Source organism: uncultured Phocaeicola sp. (genome assembly GCF_948499155.1).
GTDB lineage: Bacteria > Bacteroidota > Bacteroidia > Bacteroidales > Bacteroidaceae > Phocaeicola > Phocaeicola faecalis.
This window is the reverse complement of the sequence record NZ_CAOOSE010000007.1, coordinates 92,871-115,791: the sequence shown is the minus strand read 5'-3', so window position 1 is coordinate 115,791 and position 22,921 is coordinate 92,871. Positions and strand designations below refer to the sequence as shown.

24 protein-coding genes and 1 pseudogene are annotated in these 22,921 nt (G+C 43.4%); 7 read left to right on the top strand and 18 right to left on the bottom strand.

The window, feature by feature from the left end; genetic code table 11:
* Positions 1–2 precede the first annotated feature (2 nt).
* Positions 3–863 (bottom strand): RsiV family protein, encoded by an 861-nt coding sequence (locus tag QYT14_RS07635; protein ID WP_237039302.1) that lies wholly within the window; start codon positions 861–863, stop codon positions 3–5.
* Positions 864–1,041: 178 nt separating this feature from the next.
* Between QYT14_RS07635 and QYT14_RS07630 the strand changes: the two genes are divergently transcribed.
* A complete protein-coding gene (locus tag QYT14_RS07630) occupies positions 1,042–3,255 on the top strand; it encodes a heavy metal translocating P-type ATPase (protein WP_288324739.1) in 2,214 nt (737 codons plus the stop codon).
* Between the two features lie 58 nt (positions 3,256–3,313).
* On the opposite strand, the gene QYT14_RS07625 is transcribed toward QYT14_RS07630, so the two are convergent.
* The 4 genes from QYT14_RS07625 to QYT14_RS07610 form a co-directional block, all read right to left on the bottom strand.
* Entirely contained in the window at positions 3,314–3,871 is a 558-nt protein-coding gene (locus tag QYT14_RS07625; protein WP_288324740.1) for a hypothetical protein, read from the bottom strand.
* A 90-nt stretch (positions 3,872–3,961) separates the two neighbouring features.
* Entirely contained in the window at positions 3,962–4,612 is a 651-nt protein-coding gene (locus QYT14_RS07620; RefSeq protein ID WP_237039305.1) for an HD domain-containing protein, read from the bottom strand.
* Between the two features lie 408 nt (positions 4,613–5,020).
* Entirely contained in the window at positions 5,021–5,566 is a 546-nt protein-coding gene (locus QYT14_RS07615; RefSeq protein ID WP_288324741.1) for a flavodoxin, read from the bottom strand.
* Positions 5,567–5,674: 108 nt separating this feature from the next.
* A complete protein-coding gene (locus tag QYT14_RS07610; RefSeq protein WP_288324742.1) occupies positions 5,675–6,508 on the bottom strand; it encodes an SDR family oxidoreductase in 834 nt (277 codons plus the stop codon).
* Positions 6,509–6,684: 176 nt separating this feature from the next.
* Between QYT14_RS07610 and QYT14_RS07605 the strand changes: the two genes are divergently transcribed.
* Positions 6,685–7,593 (top strand): helix-turn-helix domain-containing protein, encoded by a 909-nt coding sequence (locus QYT14_RS07605; protein ID WP_288324744.1) that lies wholly within the window; start codon positions 6,685–6,687, stop codon positions 7,591–7,593.
* A gap of 8 nt (positions 7,594–7,601) precedes the next feature.
* On the top strand, positions 7,602–8,126 hold the full coding sequence (locus tag QYT14_RS07600) for a DapH/DapD/GlmU-related protein (RefSeq protein ID WP_288324745.1): 525 nt from the start codon (positions 7,602–7,604) through the stop codon (positions 8,124–8,126).
* 100 nt (positions 8,127–8,226) lie between these two features.
* Here the strand turns inward: QYT14_RS07600 and QYT14_RS07595 are convergent, their stop codons facing one another.
* The 5 genes from QYT14_RS07595 to QYT14_RS07575 are packed head-to-tail and all read right to left on the bottom strand — an operon-like array spanning position 8,227 to position 11,524.
* The gene (locus QYT14_RS07595) at positions 8,227–8,802 is read right to left on the bottom strand and encodes an NAD(P)H-dependent oxidoreductase (RefSeq protein ID WP_288324808.1); all 576 of its coding nucleotides are present in this window, start codon (positions 8,800–8,802) and stop codon (positions 8,227–8,229) included.
* Positions 8,803–8,823: 21 nt separating this feature from the next.
* A complete protein-coding gene (locus QYT14_RS07590; RefSeq protein ID WP_288324746.1) occupies positions 8,824–9,471 on the bottom strand; it encodes an NAD(P)-binding domain-containing protein in 648 nt (215 codons plus the stop codon).
* A gap of 4 nt (positions 9,472–9,475) precedes the next feature.
* A complete protein-coding gene (locus tag QYT14_RS07585) occupies positions 9,476–10,342 on the bottom strand; it encodes an aldo/keto reductase (RefSeq protein ID WP_288324747.1) in 867 nt (288 codons plus the stop codon).
* A gap of 18 nt (positions 10,343–10,360) precedes the next feature.
* Complete coding sequence (locus QYT14_RS07580) at positions 10,361–10,657, bottom strand: hypothetical protein (RefSeq protein ID WP_288324748.1); 297 nt, start codon at positions 10,655–10,657, stop codon at positions 10,361–10,363.
* An 18-nt stretch (positions 10,658–10,675) separates the two neighbouring features.
* Positions 10,676–11,524, bottom strand: coding sequence for an aldo/keto reductase (locus QYT14_RS07575; RefSeq protein ID WP_288324749.1), 849 nt, complete (start codon positions 11,522–11,524; stop codon positions 10,676–10,678).
* Between the two features lie 126 nt (positions 11,525–11,650).
* Between QYT14_RS07575 and QYT14_RS07570 the strand changes: the two genes are divergently transcribed.
* Positions 11,651–12,478, top strand: coding sequence for a helix-turn-helix domain-containing protein (locus QYT14_RS07570; RefSeq protein ID WP_288324750.1), 828 nt, complete (start codon positions 11,651–11,653; stop codon positions 12,476–12,478).
* 463 nt (positions 12,479–12,941) lie between these two features.
* Here the strand turns inward: QYT14_RS07570 and QYT14_RS07565 are convergent, their stop codons facing one another.
* From QYT14_RS07565 to QYT14_RS07545, 5 genes are all read right to left on the bottom strand, one after another.
* The gene (locus tag QYT14_RS07565) at positions 12,942–13,127 is read right to left on the bottom strand and encodes a hypothetical protein (protein ID WP_288324751.1); all 186 of its coding nucleotides are present in this window, start codon (positions 13,125–13,127) and stop codon (positions 12,942–12,944) included.
* Positions 13,128–13,222: 95 nt separating this feature from the next.
* On the bottom strand, positions 13,223–13,981 hold the full coding sequence (locus QYT14_RS07560) for a sulfite exporter TauE/SafE family protein (RefSeq protein ID WP_288324752.1): 759 nt from the start codon (positions 13,979–13,981) through the stop codon (positions 13,223–13,225).
* A gap of 12 nt (positions 13,982–13,993) precedes the next feature.
* On the bottom strand, positions 13,994–14,878 hold the full coding sequence (locus QYT14_RS07555) for a shikimate dehydrogenase (RefSeq protein ID WP_288324753.1): 885 nt from the start codon (positions 14,876–14,878) through the stop codon (positions 13,994–13,996).
* A gap of 131 nt (positions 14,879–15,009) precedes the next feature.
* Positions 15,010–15,408: a VOC family protein gene (locus QYT14_RS07550; protein ID WP_288324754.1), complete on the bottom strand. Its 399-nt coding sequence runs from the start codon at positions 15,406–15,408 to the stop codon at positions 15,010–15,012.
* Positions 15,409–15,411: 3 nt separating this feature from the next.
* On the bottom strand, positions 15,412–16,218 hold the full coding sequence (locus QYT14_RS07545; protein ID WP_288324755.1) for a Cof-type HAD-IIB family hydrolase: 807 nt from the start codon (positions 16,216–16,218) through the stop codon (positions 15,412–15,414).
* Between the two features lie 114 nt (positions 16,219–16,332).
* On the opposite strand from QYT14_RS07545, the gene QYT14_RS07540 reads away from it, so the two are divergent.
* The 3 genes and pseudogenes from QYT14_RS07540 to lipB all read left to right on the top strand — a co-directional run bounded on the left by QYT14_RS07540 (position 16,333) and on the right by lipB (position 18,638).
* A complete protein-coding gene (locus QYT14_RS07540; RefSeq protein ID WP_288324756.1) occupies positions 16,333–17,202 on the top strand; it encodes an AraC family transcriptional regulator in 870 nt (289 codons plus the stop codon).
* Positions 17,203–17,543: 341 nt separating this feature from the next.
* Positions 17,544–17,918, top strand: a pseudogene (locus tag QYT14_RS18855) (GNAT family N-acetyltransferase); the annotation flags it as partial.
* A gap of 66 nt (positions 17,919–17,984) precedes the next feature.
* The gene (gene lipB / locus QYT14_RS18850) at positions 17,985–18,638 is read left to right on the top strand and encodes a lipoyl(octanoyl) transferase LipB (RefSeq protein WP_347280230.1); all 654 of its coding nucleotides are present in this window, start codon (positions 17,985–17,987) and stop codon (positions 18,636–18,638) included.
* A 23-nt stretch (positions 18,639–18,661) separates the two neighbouring features.
* On the opposite strand, the gene QYT14_RS07530 is transcribed toward lipB, so the two are convergent.
* The 3 genes from QYT14_RS07530 to QYT14_RS07520 form a co-directional block, all read right to left on the bottom strand.
* Entirely contained in the window at positions 18,662–19,966 is a 1,305-nt protein-coding gene (locus QYT14_RS07530; RefSeq protein ID WP_237039323.1) for a Na+/H+ antiporter NhaC family protein, read from the bottom strand.
* A gap of 249 nt (positions 19,967–20,215) precedes the next feature.
* Complete coding sequence (locus tag QYT14_RS07525; RefSeq protein WP_288324758.1) at positions 20,216–21,706, bottom strand: altronate dehydratase family protein; 1,491 nt, start codon at positions 21,704–21,706, stop codon at positions 20,216–20,218.
* A gap of 12 nt (positions 21,707–21,718) precedes the next feature.
* The gene (locus tag QYT14_RS07520; RefSeq protein ID WP_237039325.1) at positions 21,719–22,798 is read right to left on the bottom strand and encodes a LacI family DNA-binding transcriptional regulator; all 1,080 of its coding nucleotides are present in this window, start codon (positions 22,796–22,798) and stop codon (positions 21,719–21,721) included.
* Between the last annotated feature and the right edge of the window lie 123 nt (positions 22,799–22,921).

The window sequence follows — 22,921 nt, the reverse complement described above, 5'->3', positions numbered from 1 at the left end:
TCTTAGTTGTTGGGTTGATGTATCATGTACTTTTCTATTTCTGTATAGGGCAGTGAAAGGACGATGGTTCCCACTGCATACGGGGCAATATCATATTTGTTGTATAAGAACGATGCTTCGTCTTTCTCCAATAAGAAATTATCGGGTACATATATATTGGTTGAGTTCAGTATTCCTTCATTTTGTAAATCTTCCAAGGATTGGATTTTGTTATTATCCAGTCTTGTTGCCATTTCTTCAATCAGTTTTTCCAGCAACATTTTGCTCATCGGAACTTCTGAACCTGCCATGAATACGTCTTTCAGTGTCAGTCGTTTGCCGGTATTCTTGTCAAAGTTCAGCCAGTTTTCCCATTGGTTGGGGTGTGCGCCTCCTGAATATTCGAAAGTAACAGCGGTATAATTCAGGATACCCTCTTTGCCGTCTTTGAATTGAGTGGTCAGGCTGTATTCATAATTGTACCATGAAGGGAGTTCATCTTTCGAAGTACCGTTTTTGATATCTTCCTCATATAAATCCGCTACACCGTTACGGTATTCGCGTACATAAACATTCTTAAAAGAGTCTACAGCAGCCTGCGGTTCCATTTCGGCATACTTCTTTCCTAAAATAGTGGACTGAACAGTATGGTTAATTCTGTGTGCAATGGTGTCATTGCTATTGTCTTCTGCTAAATAAGCGTAATCAATAGTCATTTTACAGGCAGGAGAGGTTGTATTATCTTCCAAATGCACATCCTCTTTCAAATTTATATATTCCACTGTATTACTATCCATTTGTTTTTGTCCGTTACATCCTGACAATAAAAAGCAGGAGACAAGATAGGTTGCCATAACAGACGTCATTATATTTCGTCTTTTCATGTCTTTTTGTTAATTAATTCGAGTTCTATATCCAAACTTTCTCCACAAATATAGGATAACTTCGCGAATTGTCCTCTTAAAAAACGAAAATATATTCGTCTTTTAGCAACTGAGTTGCATGAACTTTTTCCTAAATTTGTCCGTTAAATAATAGATAAGCAAATAAAGAAAAAGATATATGAGCAAGATTACTAAAAAAGTATATCCCGTCACGGGGATGCATTGTGCGGCGTGTGCTAATAATGTAGAGAAAATAGTAAAGAAACAAGAAGGAGTGGAAGAGGCATCAGTCAATCTGGCTGCTGCTTCTCTGACTGTGGGTTTCAATTCTGATGTCGTTTCGCCGGAACAGTTGAAAGATGCTGTGATGAAGATAGGTTTCGATTTGATAATTGATGAAGACAACTCTGTGGAGGAACAGGAAGAAGCGGAGCATTCCTATTATGCGCAACTAAAGCGAAAAACTCTAGTGGCATGGATATTTGCTCTGCCGGTGGCTTTTATGGGAATGTTTTTTATGGATGCTCCGGGCATAAATTGGTGGATGCTTGTGTTATCGTTGCCTGTATTACTTTATTCCGGACGTACTTTCTATGTTAATGCATGGAAGCAGGCTAAACAGTTTACCAGTAATATGGATACTTTAGTGGCACTGAGTACTTCTATTGCCTTTTTGTTTAGTTTATTCAATACAATTTATCCTGAGTTCTGGTTTGAACGAGGACTGGAGCCTCACGTATATTATGAAGCAGCAACGGTGATTATTGCCTTTGTACTTGTAGGGAAGTTGATGGAGGAAAAAGCAAAAGGAAAAACTTCTACGGCGATTCGTAAATTAATGGGCCTGCAACCGAAGACGGCCCGCATTTTGCGCGATGGCAAAGAGGAGGATATTCTTATTTCCGAATTAAAGAAGGGCGATAAAGTAAGTGTACGTCCGGGAGAATGTGTTCCGGTGGACGGACTTATTGTAGAAGGAGATACTTTTATAGATGAGAGTATGATAAGCGGTGAACCTATTCCAGTAGAGAAAAAGTTGAATGATAAAGTGCTTGCCGGTACGATAAATCAAAATGGTGCTTTTGTCATGAGTGCAGAGAAGGTGGGAAGAGAAACGGTATTGGCACAGATTATCCGTATGGTGCAAGAAGCACAAGGCTCAAAGGCTCCCGTACAGCGCATTGTAGATAAGGTTACGGCTGTTTTCGTGCCGACGGTGTTGGCTATAGCCATTCTTACTTTTTCCGTTTGGATGATAGTGGGTGGTGTGGATGATTTCTCTTATGCAATGCTTTCAGCCGTCTCTGTATTGGTTATTGCCTGTCCGTGTGCTTTGGGATTAGCTACACCTACTGCTTTGATGGTTGGTATAGGTAAAGGAGCCGAAGCTCATATTCTGATTAAAGATGCTGTGGCACTGGAGCAGCTGCGAAAGGTGGATACGGTGGTACTTGACAAGACCGGAACTGTAACAGAAGGTCGTCCGGCAGTGACCGGTTGGTTACATGATGCCGGTTGGGTAAACGAACATAAAGGTATTTTGTATGCAGCAGAATTGAAATCCGAACATCCGTTGGCACTTGCCATTGTAGAGGAATTGAAGAAGGATGGCAATAAGCCCGCTATTATAGATTCTTTTGAAAGCCGTACAGGACGTGGCATTGTTGTGACTCGAGGAGGTAAAACATACTGGGCAGGTAGTCATCGTTTGTTAAATGATTTCGGTGCGGAAGTGTCCGACCTACTTAAAGGTATGGTGGAGGAATACGAGCGTAGTGGCAAGAGTCTGGTTTACTTTGGCGAGGGGGACACATTATTGGCTGTCATTGCTATAAGTGATAAGGTGAAGCCGACATCTATCCAGGCAGTGAAGCAGATGCAGGCAGAAGGCAAATATGTTGTATTGCTGACAGGTGACGGACATCTGACTGCACAAAATGTGGCAGGAGAAATTAATGCCAACCTTTTCATAGCCGAAGCTTTGCCGGATGATAAAGAAAATGTGATTAAAGAATTGCAGCGTGAGGGTAGGGTAGTTGCCATGGTCGGTGATGGAATCAATGATTCGCAGGCGTTGGCCCGTGCCGACGTGAGCATTGCGATGGGTAAGGGTACGGATATTGCAATGGATGTGGCAATGGTTACATTGATGACCTCAGATTTGCTGTTGCTCCCAAAGGCGTTTAAATTATCTCGTAAAACGGTAAGACTGATACATCAGAATCTTTTCTGGGCATTTATATACAATTTGATAGGTATTCCTATTGCAGCAGGTATCCTGTTTCCGATGTATGGCATTTTATTGAATCCGATGATTGCCAGTGCTGCCATGGCTTGCAGTTCGGTTAGTGTGGTGCTAAATAGCTTAAGCCTCAATTGGCGAAGACTGTAAACTGTTTTTTATTATAGGGGATGAGTTCGTTTCTCCCCTATAATAAAACGGCAAATAATTAGTAGGGTGTCGTTCTTCCTCTTTGTACTTCTATGCGGATACCGAAATTACCATTCTCCGATTTCATCTCGAAAGCACCGTTAAAGTTATTCTTTTCCCACGGTAACGCACTTGGGTTTCTAACCTTATTACCATCCGCATCATATTCTCCGTAGGTCGTTATTTTCCATCCGTTTTTGAGCTTGAAGGTAGCACTTTGCAGAGTAGGAGGCATAGCGCCGAAACCATAAGCGCCAAAGCCATACATCCCGAATCCGGAATATCCGCGTGAGAATATGGTCGCGTTTTCTTTTCCGTAAGTGATATCCGGATTAAGCTGAAACAGTTTATAATAATCTTTGGTGTTTCCCATACTGTAGACGTCATAAGTAAGTTGTGGAGGAACCAGGCGCATGGGAGTTGCTATCTTCATCCCCATATCCAGAATAAAGCCGTCATCATATACTTTGTAATTATCCATAGATATGCCGTGGATGGTGTCGGTGGGCACTTCCGACTGTGCAGAAGCTGCCAAAGACAGCAAATACAATGAAACGGATAATATAAACTTTTTCATAATTCGTAAACATTCTGTTGTGACAAAGATAACTCTTCTTTCTATAATCCTGCAGATGCTTTCGCAATTTTTAGGAATAAACAAGTCGTGTTATCCTCTTTGTTGTATCTCTTCTTTGTATAGCTTTTCAAAGATACTTCTCAGCCTCTCCTCATCTGCCAAAATAGCACGTAGCTCTTCCAACTGATGGGCATTGGAAGACTGGGGTATCCATAACTTTAGATATCCTCCGTAGGCATATTTGTTCCGCAGGTGGGCGACGGCACGCTCATATTGCGCCTCTTTTTCCAGCTTGGGATAATTGGATAAACCATATTGAACGGCACGGCGCAGGCTCACTTCGGGGTTGATAATCCGGTCGGCTTCTGCTACAATTTTCCCATAAATACTTCGGGGAGCCTGTTTGTTTGATGCACGATGGTCTTCCACGGCTTCTTTCATGGTTTGCAGTTGTGCTTCACTGAACCATTCCCGTAGTTTTTCATCGGCTGCCAGAATCTTTCCCGAAACCAAATGATGAAATTCCCGTCCTTCGCATAACCCCAAATCATGGTAAGCTGCAATGGCATATACCATTGCGGTTTCCACTTCGTAATATTGTGCCAGCTTCATACTTTCTTCCATTACCTTTTCTACATGATCCAGACGGTGAGCTTTGTCAAAAGCCTCATATCGGGGAAGAATGTTTTTTGCGATATGCTCACGTAGGTCAATCGGTATTTCTTTATTGGATAGTGCCATATTCTTTAGCTTGTTTTGAGTTGCAAATATACGATAAATATCTTTTCTATGCAGGGGATAAGAAACTTTTATGTATCAGACATTCGCGCAATTTATCGAGCAAATAGGTACAGCTCTCGCCCTTGCGACGTCTGATGCCGATATAAGCGTCATAGAAATTTTGCACATTGAGACGAATACCAAACCACTTTTGCCGAAGAATCCGGTCACTTCGTTCATGGCATCTTCCCGTCATCGATACGTTTCATTTCGTGCAAGGCACATATCAATTCGACCAGTTCGATAACGGCTCTCGTCCAACGTCGTTTGCATACATGAGGTCTTGGCGGATAAGTATCTTCGTAGCGATATCTCCAATTTCTATTACAGTTAAATATTTGTTATTCTGAATCATATAAGAATCATAAATCATCTAATAATAGATTTATCAAAACTCATTTTTAGCAACCACGCCTGTACTGTTTTCTGTGCTTGTAGCTGCGAATTTTGCGCGGTTGTGCCTTTTATGGCAAGCCCTTCACTTACCGTAGCTCCTTTGCAGGCATCTTTCAGTTTACGTTCCGTACCCGACAGCCCGCTACCCTCGTGCGTGCAGAACGGAACGACAGTTTTCCCGTTCCAATTATGCCTCTCGATAAAGGTATAGACCGCCATCGGCATATCTCCCCACCAGTTGGGATACCCCAAGAAGATAATATCGTAATCCTCGACTTTTGCATCACCTTTTACTTCCGGGCGTGCATTGCTTTCTTTCTCCGTTTTCGCAACCTCTACGCAAGCCTTGTATTCATCCGGGTAAGGTTTGACCGTTTCTATTTGGAACAACTTGCCTCCGGTCTCTTTCGTAATCATTTCGGCAATGATATGGGTATTTCCCTTTTCGATATTTCCCACCGCATAGTTCTCACCCGTCCGGGAGAAGAAAACCACAAGTACTTTCTTACTATTTTTCATATCTGTTGTTTGAGACGTATTACCCTGCGCATGAACGGTAAATGCACACGCGCAAAGCATCATTAAAATTGATATTATATTTTTCATAACTCCATTGATTTGATTGTTTCATTTTTCGGGCTTCAACGCTCCATAAAAGTAGGATGCCGTAGCGCCGCCATCAATGAGGAAATCGGCTCCCGTGATAAACGCTCCCCGGTCACTCATCAGCAACTCGGCTACGTTAGCAATCTCGTCCGCCGTACCGGGACGCCCTGCCGGACACTTGGCGAACATATTCTTGTAAAAATCGCCTCTCGGCCCGTTGAACTCATCCAATGCCAGCGGGGTTACGACAATCCCTGGAGAGATGGAGTTGATACGGGCATCCCGTTCACCCCATTTCACGGCCTCGGCCATTACACGTTTCACGTTGCAGCGTTTGGCCATCTGGTAAGCGTGCAGCGTATCCCGGATATTTTGAGGTTGAAGAATATCGAGCGAGAGCAATTCCTCTGTCGGTGTGCAGGCCAGTTGTTCGTCCTCATCGGCAGTGAGTGCAGGCATTCGGTATCCCGACTGGCTGGAAATCGTAATGCCGACACCACCTTCTTTGATAATTTTACCGACTTCTTCAAGCAAAACGGCAGTTCCGTATAAATCCACTTTCAATATGGTTTCTATCGAAGCCTGCGACGGCGATACGCCCGCTGCGTTGACGAGCATCGAGATCTCACCGTATTTCCGGGCCTCGGCAATCAGGCTCAATATGGATGCTCTGGATGAAAGATCCATTTCAACGGGTATTGCATTGAACCCGGCATTATTCATGATTCGGGCAACATCTTCCGCATTTTCCATCTTCTTATCACCCACAACTATTTTCTTTCCATAGCCCATGCGACGGGCTATTGCCATACCGATCTGACCGGCTCCGGTCAATATCATTACATCTAGTTTCATTTTCTAAATCTATTACTTTAATTATTATTCTTAGTAGTTGCAAAATTACGGTATTGCCGATTGCCCGACCTTAACCCGATTACGGATTCTCTTACCGAAATTACGGATTCTGGCCTTCTTATGATATTGATAAACGGGGTAATTCTTATATTTGCCGTCAGAAAAACAACAAAGCAATGAATAAAGAACTATTGAATATTACAACCGTTACAGAATATAATGATATGCTGGGTGTGGAGACCTTGCATCCGTTGGTGAGTGTAATCGACTTGTCGAAAGCGAAGCCGATGAAACATATGAAACACACTTTCAGTTTTTATGTCGTATTTCTGAAAGACGAGAAGAATTGCGAGTTGGTTTACGGACGCCAGCGTTACGATTATCAGAAAGGTTCTGTCGTGTGTCTTGCACCCGGACAGGTAATCGGGGTGGAAGACACGGGAGAGACTTTCCAGCCTCAAGGGTGGGCGCTTTGTTTCGATCCGGAACTGATACGGGGAACATCGCTCGGTCGTAACATCCGGGAGTATTCCTATTTCTCATACAAGGTGAATGAAGCCCTGCATCTGTCGGAACGGGAACGAAAATTGTTTATTGACTGTCTGGAGAAGATTCGGAACGAGTTGGAACACACTATCGACTGTCTTAGCAAACGACTGATCGCGACCAATATCGAACTGTTGCTGGATTACTGCCTGCGTTTTTATGAACGACAGTTTATTACACGGGAGCCGGTTAATCACGATGTACTGACCCGCTTTGAAACGTTACTCGACGATTATTTCCAGTCTGGAAAAGCGCAACAGAACGGTCTGCCGACAGTCAAATATTGTGCCGGCGAGCTATGCTTGTCGCCCAATTACTTCGGTGACCTGATAAAAAAAGAAACCGGAAAATCAGCCCAAGAATACATACAATTCAAGGTTATGGATATAGCTAAAGAACATATCTTGAATCCGGAAAAGTCCATCAGCCAGATTGCCTATGAATTGGGCTTTCAATACCCGCAACATTTCACACGGTTGTTCAAGAAAGTGGTGGGACAAACCCCGAATGATTATAAAGGGCAGGCAATAACAGCGTAAATACGGATATGGAAGAATTTAGAATCGACATGCGCAAGCCTGAAGAGGCCGACCCCGCCGAAGGGATTCGTTGTGTGCAGCTTTGCTTTAAGATTAACCACACCATGCCTATGACCGAAGAGTACAACCGGCTTGTGTCGGAGCTTTTTATGGGGAACATAGGCGAGGGAAGTCGTGTTATGCCTCCTCTGACAGTGGTACGAGGCAATAGCGTAAAAATAGGTCGGAATGTGGTAGTGATGAATAATTCGCTCTTCATGGCTGCCGGAGGTATTACCATCGAAGATGATGTGATGATAGCCGCCAATGCGCAACTTATCTCAAACAATCACGATTTATACGATCACCAGATTTTGACCTGCAAACCCGTCAGGCTGAAACGTAACTGCTGGATCGGTGCAGGAGCTACCATTCTCCCCGGTATTACGGTCGGAGAAAATGCGGTAGTAGCCGCCGGTGCGGTTGTTACCCACGATGTCGAGGATAATACGGTAGTGGGCGGCAATCCGGCTAAAGTGATTAAACGAATATAATCCCACCAGTTTATTTAAAAAAGGAACAAGATACTACCACAGGCAATGGCATCTTGTTCCCTTTACTTTTTATCGAGATTATATATTCTATCTTCAAGTATCAGAGCGTTTCGAGTAATTTGATAAGACGTTCAGCGTGCGCCACCGATACATTTTTTTGTTGCTCGATAAGTTCCGGTGTGGTACGGTTGCCATAACTTACACCACAGGTATAAACACTGCCGCTATACTCCATTTGAGTCAGTCGGCAGGTTGCTTTGTAGCAAGCCAAAAATTCGTCGATCATGTAGCCCATCGCCCCCTCATGGCTATATAGTGTTTCGGGAGCTCCCGTTGTGAAAGAGAGAACGAGTTTCTTGCCTTTGAGCTTGTCTCCGGTACTTCCGTGCGAGAATCCGTGACGGAAAGTCTCTTCCATCCAACGTGCCAATATGGAGGGTGCGGAGTACCAAAATAGGGGGAACTGCAACACGATGATGTCTGCCTGGAGCAATTTCTGCTGTTCGGCTTCCACATCGATTTTGAAGTCGGGATAGAGTTCGTCCAGCTTTACGATTTCGGCTTCCGGCAGCCGTTCATTCAAGGTTTCGAGAATCGTTTTATTGGCCACGGATGCGGCGAGGTCTGTATGGCCGCTGATAATCAATACCAATGTCCCGGATTTTCTTGTTTTCATCATTCTGTATCTTTTACTTGTTTATCTTACTAGTTTTATTCCCCAATCCATATTCCCGGTAGCACTAAGTGCGGCTACCCAGAACGAACCGAGCATTTCAGTGTAGCGGGACATACTGATATTTCCTAAATCAAAGGTATCCTCCCAGCCGAAATCCTTTAATAAAACCGCTACTTCGGCTTTTGCGTCAGCATCGTTACTGCAATAGAAGCCCGTAATGGCTTCCGGTAGTAGCCTCGGATGAACCATCAATTGATTGCAGAGATAGTTCAGTGTTTTTACGACTTTTGTGTCCGGCAGAAATTTTTGGGCTTCTTCTCCCAAACTGGTTGTTCCGCTCCACCTCGAATCGAGTGAAATATGCCCGTCCTTGTAGATGTACGGATTTGCCAAGTCGATCAACAGTTTCCCGTTCAGATTTTCTTTTCCGGCAGCATTCAGAGCTTCGAGCGAGTGAATGCCCTGGACACAGTTGAATACTCTTTCACCGAATCGGGCAGCATCGGCAAAAGTGCCGTGAGAAGCCCGCTCATCATTGTTTTTTGCCCAGCATGCAGCTTTCTCATTGGTAGCACTGCGTGCCCCCATCATGACTTCATGACCGAGTTCGGTCAATTTCGTGGCGATGGCGTGAGCCACATCGCCTGTTCCCAATATTCCGTATTTCATACTTTTATTTCTTATTGTGAGGGTTAAATTGCTTGTCGTAATTCAGAAGGAATTTTACCAGTTCGGGATTACGGTGCGACCAACGGAAGCCGGCAGGTTTATCGAGCGGACGGATACTTTCCATATCTTCCGATGTAAGCGCAAAATCGAATACATCCAGATTTTGTTTCATACGCTCGATGTGCGTGCTTTTCGGAATAGCGATGATGCCGCGTTGCACCAAGTAACGCAGGGCGACTTGCTGCGCCGTTTTATCGTATCGTTCGGCCAAGGCTGTCAGTACAGGATTGGTCAGAAGGTCGGGATCGCCTTGTGCCAGCGGCGCCCAAGCCATGATCCGTGTATCATAGGAGTTCATTTCGGCTTCAGCGTCCCACTGCTGACTGAATACATTGGTTTTTAATTGGTTTACGGCAGGTTTTATTTCGGCACATTCGGCCATATCCACGAAGCGGTCGGGATAGAAGTTCGAGAGTCCGATGGCACGGACTTTTCCGGCCTTTACCGCTTTCTCCATCGCCCGCCATGTTCCCGGATAGTCGCTGAACGGCTGGTGGATAAGTAGCAGGTCGATGTAATCGGTGCGCAACTTACGGAGCGATTCGTCGATGCTGCGGGTTGCCTTTTCCTCTCCGGCATTAGTAATCCAGACTTTGGTGGTGAGAAAAAGTTCATCACGGGACACGTTGCATTTGGCAACGGCATTACCCACGCCCTCTTCGTTATAATAAGCCTGCGCCGTATCTATCAACCGATAACCTGCGCCGATGGCATCGAGCACGCAACGCTCACACTCTTCGGGCGATACTTGAAATACACCATATCCTACTATCGGCATTTCGATGCCGTTGTTTAATTTTACAGTCTGCATATCATTCTGTTTTAAGGGTTAATATTCTATTTGAGCAATATCGGCGCTCTGCATATCGAAAGCCTCTTCTGCTTTTTCCGCCATGTCGATATGTGTCCGGCTCCGGATCAACACATCGAAAGCGGCCTTGTCTTTAAGGTCGACGACCATCATCACGGCATCGAGACGTCCGAACAGTCCGCGTGTACGACCTACCATGATCTCTTCAATAACCGTTTCTTTCTCTTTCATGGCACGCATTTCGGCCATCTTCTGTTCTACCACGTCATCGGAAATTCCTTCCTTGACGTTGATGATAAATACATGACGTAACATATTCTTTTTTTTTATAAATCATTCGTGTATTCTATGTAACCCGATGCCTTTTACCGTAGGCAAATCCATATCGTCATAGATAGGACTTTTCCCTGTCTCCAGCAGGGCGATGGCATCCATTTCCTCTTTGAACAGCGTAAAATCGAGAATATTGAAGTTCTCGATCATCCGCTCCTTGTGTACGGATTTCGGGATAACCACGATATTACGCTGATTCAGCCAGCGAAGAATCACGGCTCCGACGCCCTTACCGTGCCGCTCTGCTATCGCTTTCAATGTAGGATGATTGAATATGTCATTCTGCCCTTCGGCAAAAGGTGCCCATGCTTCGTGCTGGATGCCTTCCTGCTGTAAGAAAATATTAGCAGCCTGCTGCTGGAAAAACGGATGGGTTTCAAGTTGGTTTACGACAGGTCTTATTTCGTTATGCAAGAAAAGGTCTTGCAGGCGTTCGTTGGAAAAACTCGTGACCCCGATAGCCCGGATACGTCCCTCTTTATAGAGCCGTTCCATCGCCCGCCATGCGGCATAGTAATTTCCGTAGGGTTTGTGCATCAAATAGAGGTCGAGGTAGTCCAATCCGAGCTTTTTCATTGAGAGGTCGAAAGCCCGCAACGCATCGTCGTACTCGTAGTCCTGTACCCACAATTTGGTGGTTATGAAAAACTCTTCACGTTTGATGCCACTTTGCCGGATGGCATTTCCCAACTGTTCTTCATTGAAATAGGCCGCAGCCGTATCGAATTTCCGATAACCGATCTCGATAGCATCATTCACGGCTCGTTCCGTTTCATTTTCAGGAATCTGAAAGACACCGAACCCGATGGCAGGCATCATTACTCCATTGTTTAATCTTACATTTTTCATATCCTTTATGGTTTTTAATTCTGATGCAAAATTACAGAGTACCTATTATTTTATCGTTGCATTATTCGGGGAAGAATTTTCACTATTCGTGGTTTTTTGTTATTTTCGCAGGAGATGAAAGAAAGAATGAGACATACAGACTTCGACGGGATTATTTTCGCTGATACATTGCAGGAATTTAATGCCTTACGATATGCAGGAAGAGTAATCCATATTCTTTGCAGCGAAGGAAATATGGGTTTCACGTTTCAGGATACCCGTTATAACATCGCGGCCGGGGATTATGTAATTCTGCCCAACGCCACACTCGTATCGGAATTTTCGGATTCCGAAGACTTTCAAGGTATCCTGATGAATCTTTCGGATGCGTTCGTTTCCTCGATTGCTATTCGCAGCAATTACGGCATTATTGGGTATCTGTCACTCTTGCAGAATCCGGTCATGAAACTTTCCTCCCATGATTTTCAAGTATGCAAGCAGGCTATGCACAGTATCCGGCAACGTCTGAAAGATAAAGAGCATCTGTTTTGGGAAGAATTGATGGGAAGCCTGCTCACAGCACACATCCTCGACCTCTATGATATTCATGCACGCAGTCAGAATAACGTGGAGGTGTCGGAACATATAACCTCGTTGCTTCGGAAATTCATAGAGCTGTTATATAACGGCGAATATATCCGAAACCGGGATCTCGATTTTTACGCTTCCCGACTTTGCATTACTCCTCATTACCTATCGGAGATATGTAAAAAGGTAAGTGGTAAACCTGCCACGTATTGGATTGACCGCTTTACTCTTCAAGAGATTACCCGTTTGCTGCGACAAAAAGAATTGTCTTTAACTACGATTGCCGAGCGAATGAATTTCTCATCTGTTTCTTATTTTAGTCGATATGTACAGAAGAGAATGAAAATAACTCCGTCGGAGTATAGAAAGGATACGTATATTCGTTAATTTCTATGGCATTTAATGTAAAACAAACGAAATAAGGATAGCCGTTTTTGTACGACTGTCCTTAATTTAAATCTTTATTATTCTTCCATTTGTAGAAAAGGAAGTTTATTGAATATCTAACCCTTTTCGCCAGACTGTTTTCTCCGTTCAGGCAACAAGTCGGACGGTTGAACAGAATCACATATATTACTCTAAATTCCGCCTGCTCCAGCATACTGGTATATTCACCAATTGAAGGGAAATAGAAAGAAAAGGCATAATCCATATCTTTTTTCAAAACTTATCCTCAAAGAGGCATGTACCATTGCCACATACCCTTTTCCTCCAAATTCACAGACAAGTTGCTCATGTAGTTTCAATGTCCGGTTGACCTGCCTTAATAACAGAGGCTGTTTCTCTTTATCAATCCAATGAAACAGTTTATAGAGTACGATATTATCACGGACAGGTACGCCTCCGTTAGTCATGTGCCTGTCTGCCGGTATAGGAGTATTCCGGCAATGGCCTTTCCCAATATTTCTTCCACCAACCCACGGGAGTACATATCAGCCGTATCGAACCTATTCAGACTGGCATCTGCACATATCCACCATACGTGTAGCTTCAGACATCTCTGTGTGGCTTTATCCTTCAAACCCGTGTGTACCACCGAAAGTGGCGGTTCCCAAAGTCAATGTCCGAACAAAAAAGTCCGGTTCCATTTAGATTTCTATATTCCATTGAGTATAAAATTAAAAATGATTATTAAACTAATAATAGCAATACCGACAAGCAGGTGACAGCAGTTGTGAAATAGCGGAATCCCTTCTCCGGCAGTTTTTTAACTAATGCAATTCCCAACACACCGCCTATAATAATAAAAGGAATGGTATAGGCATCTAATATCAGTGAGGAGGTGGTGATATTGCCCCATGCAAATATCTGCACGGGAATCTTCAGGTAGTTGATGACCAAAAAGAACCAAGCATTCGTCCCTACAAAACTATATTTGGGCATCTTGACCGATAGCAGGTAAATGGCCATCACAGGCCCCGCCGCATTGCCTATCATTGTGGTGAAGCCACCCATCAGTCCGAATAAAGGTCCGTACCACCAGTGGGAGGAAAGCGTATTTTCCTTACCTTTCCAGTCTGACCAGAACATCACAAGCAGTACCACTAAAAGACAGCCACCCATTAGGTGCTTGAACTCGGCGGGAGGAATTAGCTTGTCAACAAACAGCGCGACGGCAAACCCTACTAAAGCAGAAGGTAATAATTTCAGTATATACCTCCATTCGGCAATCCTGCGATAATACAGGACGGCTATCAAATCAGCCACACATAAGATGGGCAATATCAACCCGGTAGAAGGTTTGGCTCCGAAAGTCATTGCCATCATTGGTACAGCAAGCAAACTGATACCTTGAATACCGGTCTTAGACATACCGATAAACAGGGCAGACAAAAACAATATTCCCCAGTCGGAAGATGATTGTATCCACATCGAAAAGTCCATTATCATAATATACAACCGTTATAATCCAAGTACCTTTTTGAGCTCGTTACGCATAACTTCAGCATCCACATCCACACCTGTCCAGTATTTCACGGCAATCACAGCCTGATTGACAAGCATGTTCATACCCGGAAGTACGTATTGGCATCCGCGTGCCATCGCATCCTTGACAAAATGGGTGTACACCGGATTAGGAATGCAGTCGGCTACGACCATGTTAGGTAACAAGGTGTCGGAATCCATGTTCAGACGCTGATCTACATTCGGATAAAGTCCTACGGAAGTGGCATTAATCACGATGTCCGTATCGGCCGGAATTCGGTAAGAATGATTCCATAAGACAAAGTCTGCTTTGGCGGGTGTCTTGCCATTCAGCAAATCGGCCAGTTCCCATCCTGCGTTATCGATATTCAAAATAGTAATGGATGCAGCTTCCGCCAAAGCCATTTCTACACCAATGGCACGTGCAGCACCACCGGCTCCGAACAGAACCACCTTCTTGCCCGGAATGGAGGTCACTTCTGAAATGGCTTTCACAAAGCCTTTCCCATCCGTATTCTCACCTCTGGTCCTTTTATCTTTCCCGATGATGACCGTATTGACAGCCCCTATAATTTTAGCAGAGTCTCCCAACTCGTCCAGATATTGTATAACCTTGATTTTGTTGGGAATGGAACAGTTGAATCCTCTCCAGCCCATGGCCTTAGCTCCGTTTACGGCAGCTTCCAAATTATCCGGTCCTACCTCACAGTTGATATATCTGTAGTGCATACCGTGATGCTTGAAAGCGGCTTCCATGATAGCCACAGTAGGATTTTCGGACGCGGGTTTTGCAAATGAACCGACTAACCCCGGCAAAAAATCGGGAGCCGGAGTGTAATTTTTTAAATCATTGATACTCATAATCGGATAATTATATTGGTTACTAAATTCTACAATTTCAGGAAGGCGGGAATTATGCCGTTATCGTTGGTCAACTCGCACAATACGGCACAAGGTATTTTCGATAATAAATCCTCCTTGCTCACCTCATTCTATTCAGTCAGTTTTTCACAGTATTCTATTTTCTCTTTATTAGGACCGAGTATCGTAAAGAACTTTACCCCATGTTCCCAAAAAGGCAGGTATTGCACCTTTTCATCCAACATCTTGTGTCCGGTCTCTTTCATACTCTCAAATAGCAGGTCGATACCAGTAACATTCAACGCTATGTGGTCTATCGCTCCGGATTTATCTGCTACCTGTGTACTCTCGTAAATCTCCATTACCAGATTTCCCAGTTGCAGGAAAACCACGGCTTCTCCATTGTTCGGATTAACTGTTTGCCAGACCGGTTCAAAACCGAGGCTCCGGTAGAATTGCATACTCTTTCCAATGTCGTTTGTCGGAATACCGACATGCTGTATTCCTGTAATTTTTGCCTTTATCTCCATAGTTTATTGCTTATTAAAAATAGATTCTTTGATGACTGACAGTACCCCTCCGGCATCGTTGGACGGGGCTGTATAACGTGCGTAACGCTTCAACTCCTCCGAAGCATTTTCCATTGCATAGCTGTAAACCACGGACTGAAGCATTTCAGCATCGTTCATCTGATCACCGAAAGCCATACACTCGTCCGGCGTTACGGAAAAATACGACTGAATTAGCTTCAAGGCATTGCCCTTATTCGCATCCCGATGGCTTACGTCCAACCAGTTCGATCCGGAAACAACCACTTTCAGGCTATTATTGAAATGCTCCATGATGGGATAGCTGTTTATAGCAGAACCTCGGAAATCGTAAACAGCTATTTTCAGAAATCTGTCATCGGTGACATTCATCAAATCCGGTACGACATTACATTTCTCATAATAAGTATATGCCTGCTTTACAAAATCCGGGTGGTAGTCTTCTATATATGCCTTGTTCTTTCCGCATAAAACAGGATAAGCTCCCTCTATTTCCCGAACTTCACGTATGACCTCACGGGCTTTTTCTACGGGAACATCCACTATTAGCAACTCTTGGGAATTAAAAAGGACATAAGTTCCGTTTTCTGCTATAAATATGATTTTATCTTTTATAAGGTTGAAAAGTTTCAGCAAGTTGTAGTATTGTCTGCCACTTGCGGCAACAAACATTATATCTTTATTACTTAAATCTTCAAACATAGTGAAAAACTCCGGATTCAATATTCCATTTGAATCCAAAAGTGTACCGTCCATATCGGATGCTATCAGTTTTATGGGATTATTTTTCATGTCTCTCTCTATTAATCTTTTGACTTTGCAAAGGTAGGGTATGTTTTTAACATGTAATTCTATTATATTTGCTAATTACTTTCTTATATTTGCGAAAACAAAAAAGAAGGAAATATGGGTATACTGGAACGTAAAATCATTCACGAGCGGACAACATTATGCAGTCATATTCTTTATCCTCAATTCGTATTGCCCCGTCATAAGCATGTAGAATACGAAATTATGCTGTTTACCCGTGGAAGTGGAAAACAGTTTGTTGGGGAAGGGGTTCTTGACTATCAAAAGGGAGACATCGCATTAATCGGCAGTAATGTTCCTCATTTGCATCTTTGTAATACCAAACTGAATTCTACGATAAACTTTGAATCAAGTGCAGGAGAGGCTTTGCAGTTCCATCCAATAATATTTCCTTTCAAGTTGGAGGATATACCTGATTATCAACTTATTTATCAGTTGCTTCAAAAGAGTCAATATGGGATACGTTTTTATGATAAAGAGTTATTCGAGGAATTAGGACAACGGTTTCAAGACATTGATCATTATGAATATACCCATCGGATAATAGCTCTCTTTCAAATTTTGGAGCGGCTGTCTGCATGTAAAAACATAAAACTTCTGTCCAGTACGGCATATAGCAATACGAATTTTGCCGTAGAAGTCAATGAGCCCGTCAGTAAAGTATATACCTATTTATTCAACCATTATAAGGAGAAAATCACATTACAGGAAATCGCCAATTACGTCAAGCAAAATCCATCGGCACTATGCCGTTATTTTCGGCAACGGACAGATAAAAGTATCTTTCAATGTCTTGCGGAAATTAGGGTGGAACATGCTTGTAAGTTACTATCATATTCCAATTTGAGCGTCTCTCAAATAGCCTACGAGTCAGGGTATGGTAATGTCCCATATTTTATCAAACAATTTGAAAGCATAACTCAACGGACTCCTAAAGAATATCGTAATCAAATAGAAAAAATATAGAATGAAATACCCTTGGAAGTTATCGTGTAATTCTGGAAGACATTTCATTTAGGATAGATAGAACAACGCTGGACAACAAACAGGAAGCGTATGGACTGAAATATTGATTTCAGCAACAATAAGCTGATAATTTATTGAATTTGGCTATCTGTGAATGTGTATTTCTCAAAAATAATGCTGCTGTAATCGTTACCTATTTAACGATGTCTTCCCATGTGCCATGTTGCGTTTTCGGCTTCGACATCGTAGTCAGGTTCTCTCTAAACCCCTTGTTTACAACCTTCTTGCTCCAATCCGCTCTAACTCTCGGTTTTTATCCTTATCTTTGCCAGAAATAATGAATGCTTATGTGTGTTACTTTGTCTACTGCTGATGATTTTGAGGAACTGACCGAGCTGTGGGAAGCGTCGGTGCGTGCTACTCATCATTTTATTCCCGAACAATATATTCTGAAACTCAGACCGTTGGTGTGGAGTGTTTATCTTCATAGCATGCCTGTCTACATAGTGCGAGGGCCGGAACGGATAGAAGGCTTTATGGGGATAAACGGTGATATGTTGGAGATGCTTTTTGTGCACCCCCAAAGCATGGGAAAAGGAATAGGGAAGAAATTACTGCAGTATGCCATCAACTATTGTCATGTTCATTATGTTGATGTAAATGAACAGAATGAGCAGGCTTATGGTTTTTACCGTCACTTAGGATTTGAGGTGATAGGCAGAGATGCTACTGATGCATCAGGTGAACCGTATCCTATATTACATTTAAAATTAAAGGAAAACATGAAAATAGAAAATTGGGGAATAGTTCCTTACTCCGAAGCTTGGGAAAGACAAACCGTGCTTTTCAATGCACTGGTGGAAGCAAAGCAGGAAAGAAAGCCTTATGAGAACAGAATTATTTTTGTAGAACACCCTCACGTCTATACGTTGGGAAAGAGTGGAAAAGATGTAAATATGTTGTTGGGTGAGGCACAGTTGCAAGCTATCGGTGCAACGCTCTATCATATTGATAGAGGGGGAGATATTACATATCACGGTCCCGGACAGTTGGTTTGCTATCCCATTCTGAATTTGGAAGACTATCATTTGGGTTTGAAAGACTACATTCATCTATTGGAGGAAGCGGTGATTAAGGTATGTGCTTCGTATGGTATAGAAGCTAGCAGGGTAAAAGGGGCAACAGGCGTATGGCTTGCTATCGGAACTTCTCAGGAACGGAAGATTTGTGCTATGGGGGTGCGTAGTAGTCATTTCGTTACGATGCATGGGCTGGCATTGAATGTCAATACGGATTTGCGTTATTTTGGATATATCAATCCATGTGGATTTATAGATAAAGGAGTGACTTCTTTGCAGAAGGAATTGGGCAAAGAAGTTCCGATGGAAGAAGTCATAGCACGTTTGCAACAGGCATTGTGCGGGCTGTTGTCATAAATGTATCAAAAATAACATTTATCTCATGAGTAGCGCTTCGGATATCGGAGTATGATACTCAACAGTGCAAATATCCCGATGGTAACCGGATAGTATAAATACTCGATTACACTCAGTGGTGACAATGCAGCTAGTTTGGAAGCAATTAACATCTGTGCTCCGTAAGGGATTATTCCTTGGATGACACAGGAGAAAGTATCCAGAATGCTTGCACTCTTGCGCTTGTCCACTCTGTAGCGGGTAGCTATGTCGTTTGCCAACGGGCCTACGGTGATGATGGCTATCGTATTGTTTGCCGTGCAAAAGTTGGCAATGCTCACCAATGCTGCAATGCATAATTCGGCACCTCGTTTGCTGTTTACGTGTTTGGTTAGTTTTTGAATAATATAATCCACTCCACCGTTAAAACGAATCAGTTCCAACATTCCGCCTGCCATGAGTGTGATGATAATTAAATCACCCATTCCCGTGATGCCTGTTCCCATAGAGCCAAACCAGTCGAAGAAGCTGATACTTCCGGTCAATATTCCGATGATTCCTGTGCTGGCAATTCCCAAGATGAGCACTAAGGCCACATTCATACCGGCAATGGCTGTTCCCAGCACCACCAGGTAAGGAATAACTTTCACCCATTCTACTGAATGTACTTCGGGAGTAGTCATAATATCCATTCCCCTGAAAATATAATAACCGAACACTATCAATGCCGCCGGCAAAGCAATCATAAAGTTTACCCGAAACTTATCACGCATGGCACATCCTTGGGTGCGCGTGGCTGCGATGGTAGTATCCGAAATAAAGGAAAGATTATCACCGAAAAAGGCGCCTCCCACCACAATACCTACCATGAATGCCAGATTCATGTCTGTTTTCTCGGCAATACCTGCCACTACCGGCACTAATGCTACAATTGTTCCTACCGAGGTTCCAATGGAGATGGATATGAAACAGGCAGCTAGAAAGACACCTGCCAATAAGAGGTTGTCAGGCAATAAATGGAGCGTCATATTAACGGTTGCATCGATGGCGCCGATATCTTTTGCACTTTGGGCAAAAGCACCTGCCAAAATAAAAATCCATATCATCAACATGATGTTCTTATTGGCTGCACCGATGGAGTATTGCAACATTCGTTCATTCAGGCTCAGTCCTTTGGTGATGCAGACAGCATATACCGAAGAAACCATGAATGCAACGGTTATGGGGACTTTATAAAAATCATCTACTATGAGAGATGTTACCAAATAAAGACACAGAAATACCAGTAACGGACTAAGTGCCCATAGACTGGGTTTATTGGTTATAGGAGTTAATTTTTCACCGTTCATGAATTTCTATTTTTATGAAATGGGGTGCAAAGTTACAAAAAAGACTGCTTGATACCTCGTTAGCAGAATTAATTTATCCTTTTTTGGGTTACTAAGCGTGAGTTCGGTATTAAGAATACCGGGTTGTGGATTGGGTTTAGTGATAGAAGGATATTATGAATAGAAGAACAAAAGAACAAATCCAAACACCCTATTTAGAATTTGCCCTTTTGTTCTTCTCCTAAAGGAATAATGTGGCGAATATAGGTATCAGAGGGTTACTCCTGTTTTAAAGATGGCTATTTCGCGGTAATTCTTCTTTTCATTATTTACGAATTCGCCGCTTGCCACTTTGATGACATAATCAATGAATCTTTCGCATGTCTTTTCCATCGGTTCATGCTCTACAATAACACCCGCATTGAAGTCTATCCATCCCGGCTTGTTTTTTGCCAGTGCGGAGTTGGTTGAAATCTTCATGGTGGGGACATAAGTGCCGAAAGGAGTACCGCGACCGGTAGTGAAAAGCACCATGTGGCAACCGCAAGAGGCGAGGGCAGTAGCTGCCACTAAGTCGTTGCCCGGCGCCGAAAGCAGATTCAGTCCTTTCACTTTTAGGCGTTCGCCATAAGGCAATACCCCGTCAACGTAAGATTTGCCGCACTTTTGTGTACAGCCTAATGCCTTGTCTTCCAGTGTAGAGATACCGCCCGCCTTGTTTCCCGGTGACGGATTTTCGCCTACCGGTTCCCCATGAGACAAGAAGTATTCCTTAAAGTTATTGATGAGCCGGACAGTCTGCTCAAACAATTCTTTGTTACGGCAACGGTTCATCAAGATAGTTTCCGCACCAAACATTTCCGGCACTTCCGTCAAGACTGAGGTACCTCCTTGGGCAATAAGAAAATCGGAGAACATTCCCAGCAAGGGATTGGCTGTGATGCCCGAAAAACCGTCCGATCCGCCACACTTCAGACCTACTCTCAGTTCGGATAAAGGAACTTCCACCCGCACATCTTCTTTTGCCTTGGCATAAAGTTCGCGCAATATTTTCATTCCTTCTTCAAATTCATCGCCCACTTTTTGAGTAACCATAAATTTCACACGGTCGGTGTCATACTCTCCAAGGAACTCACGAAATACATCAGGCTGGTTGTTTTCGCATCCCAGACTGACAATCAATACGGCTCCCGCATTGGGATGCAGTACCATGTCACGCAGAATTTTCTTAGTGTTTTCATGGTCGTCACCCAGTTGGGAACAGCCATAATTATGAGGAAATGCCATGATAGCATCTAATCCTTCGCCGTTGGTTTCGCGTCTCAATGCCTCTGCCAGTTGGTTGATTATGCCATTAACGCATCCCACAGTTGGGATAATCCATATCTCATTGCGGATGCCCACTTCTCCGTTCTTACGGCGGTATCCTTTAAAAGTCAAATCCTTTTTGGGAATGTCCAGTGAGACTTCCACCGGATTATAAGTATATTCCAGCAATCCGGCAAGGTTGGTCTGGATTTGCTTTTCATTCATCCAGCTTCCCTGTTTCACAGCCATGCGCGCATGTCCGATGGGGTAACCGTATTTAATGATATCCTCTCCTTCAGAAAAGTCTTTTAAAGCCACTTTATGCCCGGCGGGTATGTTCTCTTTCAGAACGATTGAAACACCATCCACAGTAATTGTTTCACCGGATTTAAGTTCTGAGATAGCGACAGCAACATTGTCGGCCGGATTGATTTTTAAATACTTTGTTTCCATTTATGTCAGTTATTAGATTTGTTTTTTGTGGGCATCCAGATAGAAATCTATATTCTCTACTGTCAGCAAGGTAATGGGCATATAGTTGCACTGCTTCACTTCTTTTTTGAAAATGAGATGATTGCAAAGACTTTCCACACCGCAGTATCCCTGAACGGACGGTTGCTGTGCAATCAAAAAATCTACAGTTCCTTCTTTCAGGCAGTGTACATTGCGGCTCAGCAGGTCATACCCCATCAGCTTGAAGTCCTTTTTGTTATGCTTTAGCAAATACTCTCCCACAATATATACTTTGGAATTGAACGTGATACCGCAATTAATTTGAGGATGTTCGATAAAGAAGCGTTGTAGCAGTATCTCATCCTCGTCGGGACGCTTGGCGTAGAGGTTTAGTTCTACAATCCGACAGTCGGGGAAATGTTCCTGCATGTATTTTCTGAAACCTTTCTCCCGGTTCTCCTGTTGGTTGGACCCCAATCGCCCTTCATTAATTTGACGGAACACGACAATTTCTTTCGGTCTCTCTCCCAGCATCATTGCCATGCGTGCGGCAAAATAACCGCTTTGTTCGGATTTCTGCCCAAAGAATGCCAAAGGACGAAGACTGGGTACATTGGAGTCGATAAAGATGTAAGGGATTTCCTTCTTTTGCAATTGTTCGATAAACTGTGAAGTGATTTCGGGAACGGTGGGAGCCACCAAAACTCCGTCCACTTCCCGGGCCAATATCTCTTTGCCGGAATTTGTGAAAGAAGCATATTCATATTGGTCGTAATAGGAGATGGAGAGCGTGATATGGAAATCAGAAAATGTTTCCACAGCACGTTTTATGCCGGCTTCCACATCAGTCCAATAGTCTCCTTCTTTGTGCTGGGGAAGCAGACAGACAAACAGATACTTTTTGTTTGAGGCCAATGCACTGGCATACATATTGGGCTGGTAATCCAGTTGCTTTAAGATTTCTTCCACTCTCTTTCGGCTGGCTTCCGAAACTCCGGTGCGGCCATGCAATACGCGGTCTACTGTGCCAACCGATACGTCCGCTAAGCGGGCAATATCTTTAATTCTGATTCTTTCGGGCAGTTTATTCATATACCTTATTATATATAGCGTGCTCGGACACACTAATAAATTATTTTTTTCACCCACAAATATATAACAATTTTTGGTATTAAAAAAATAAATAGTACCTTTGTGCACGTACACGGATGAAAT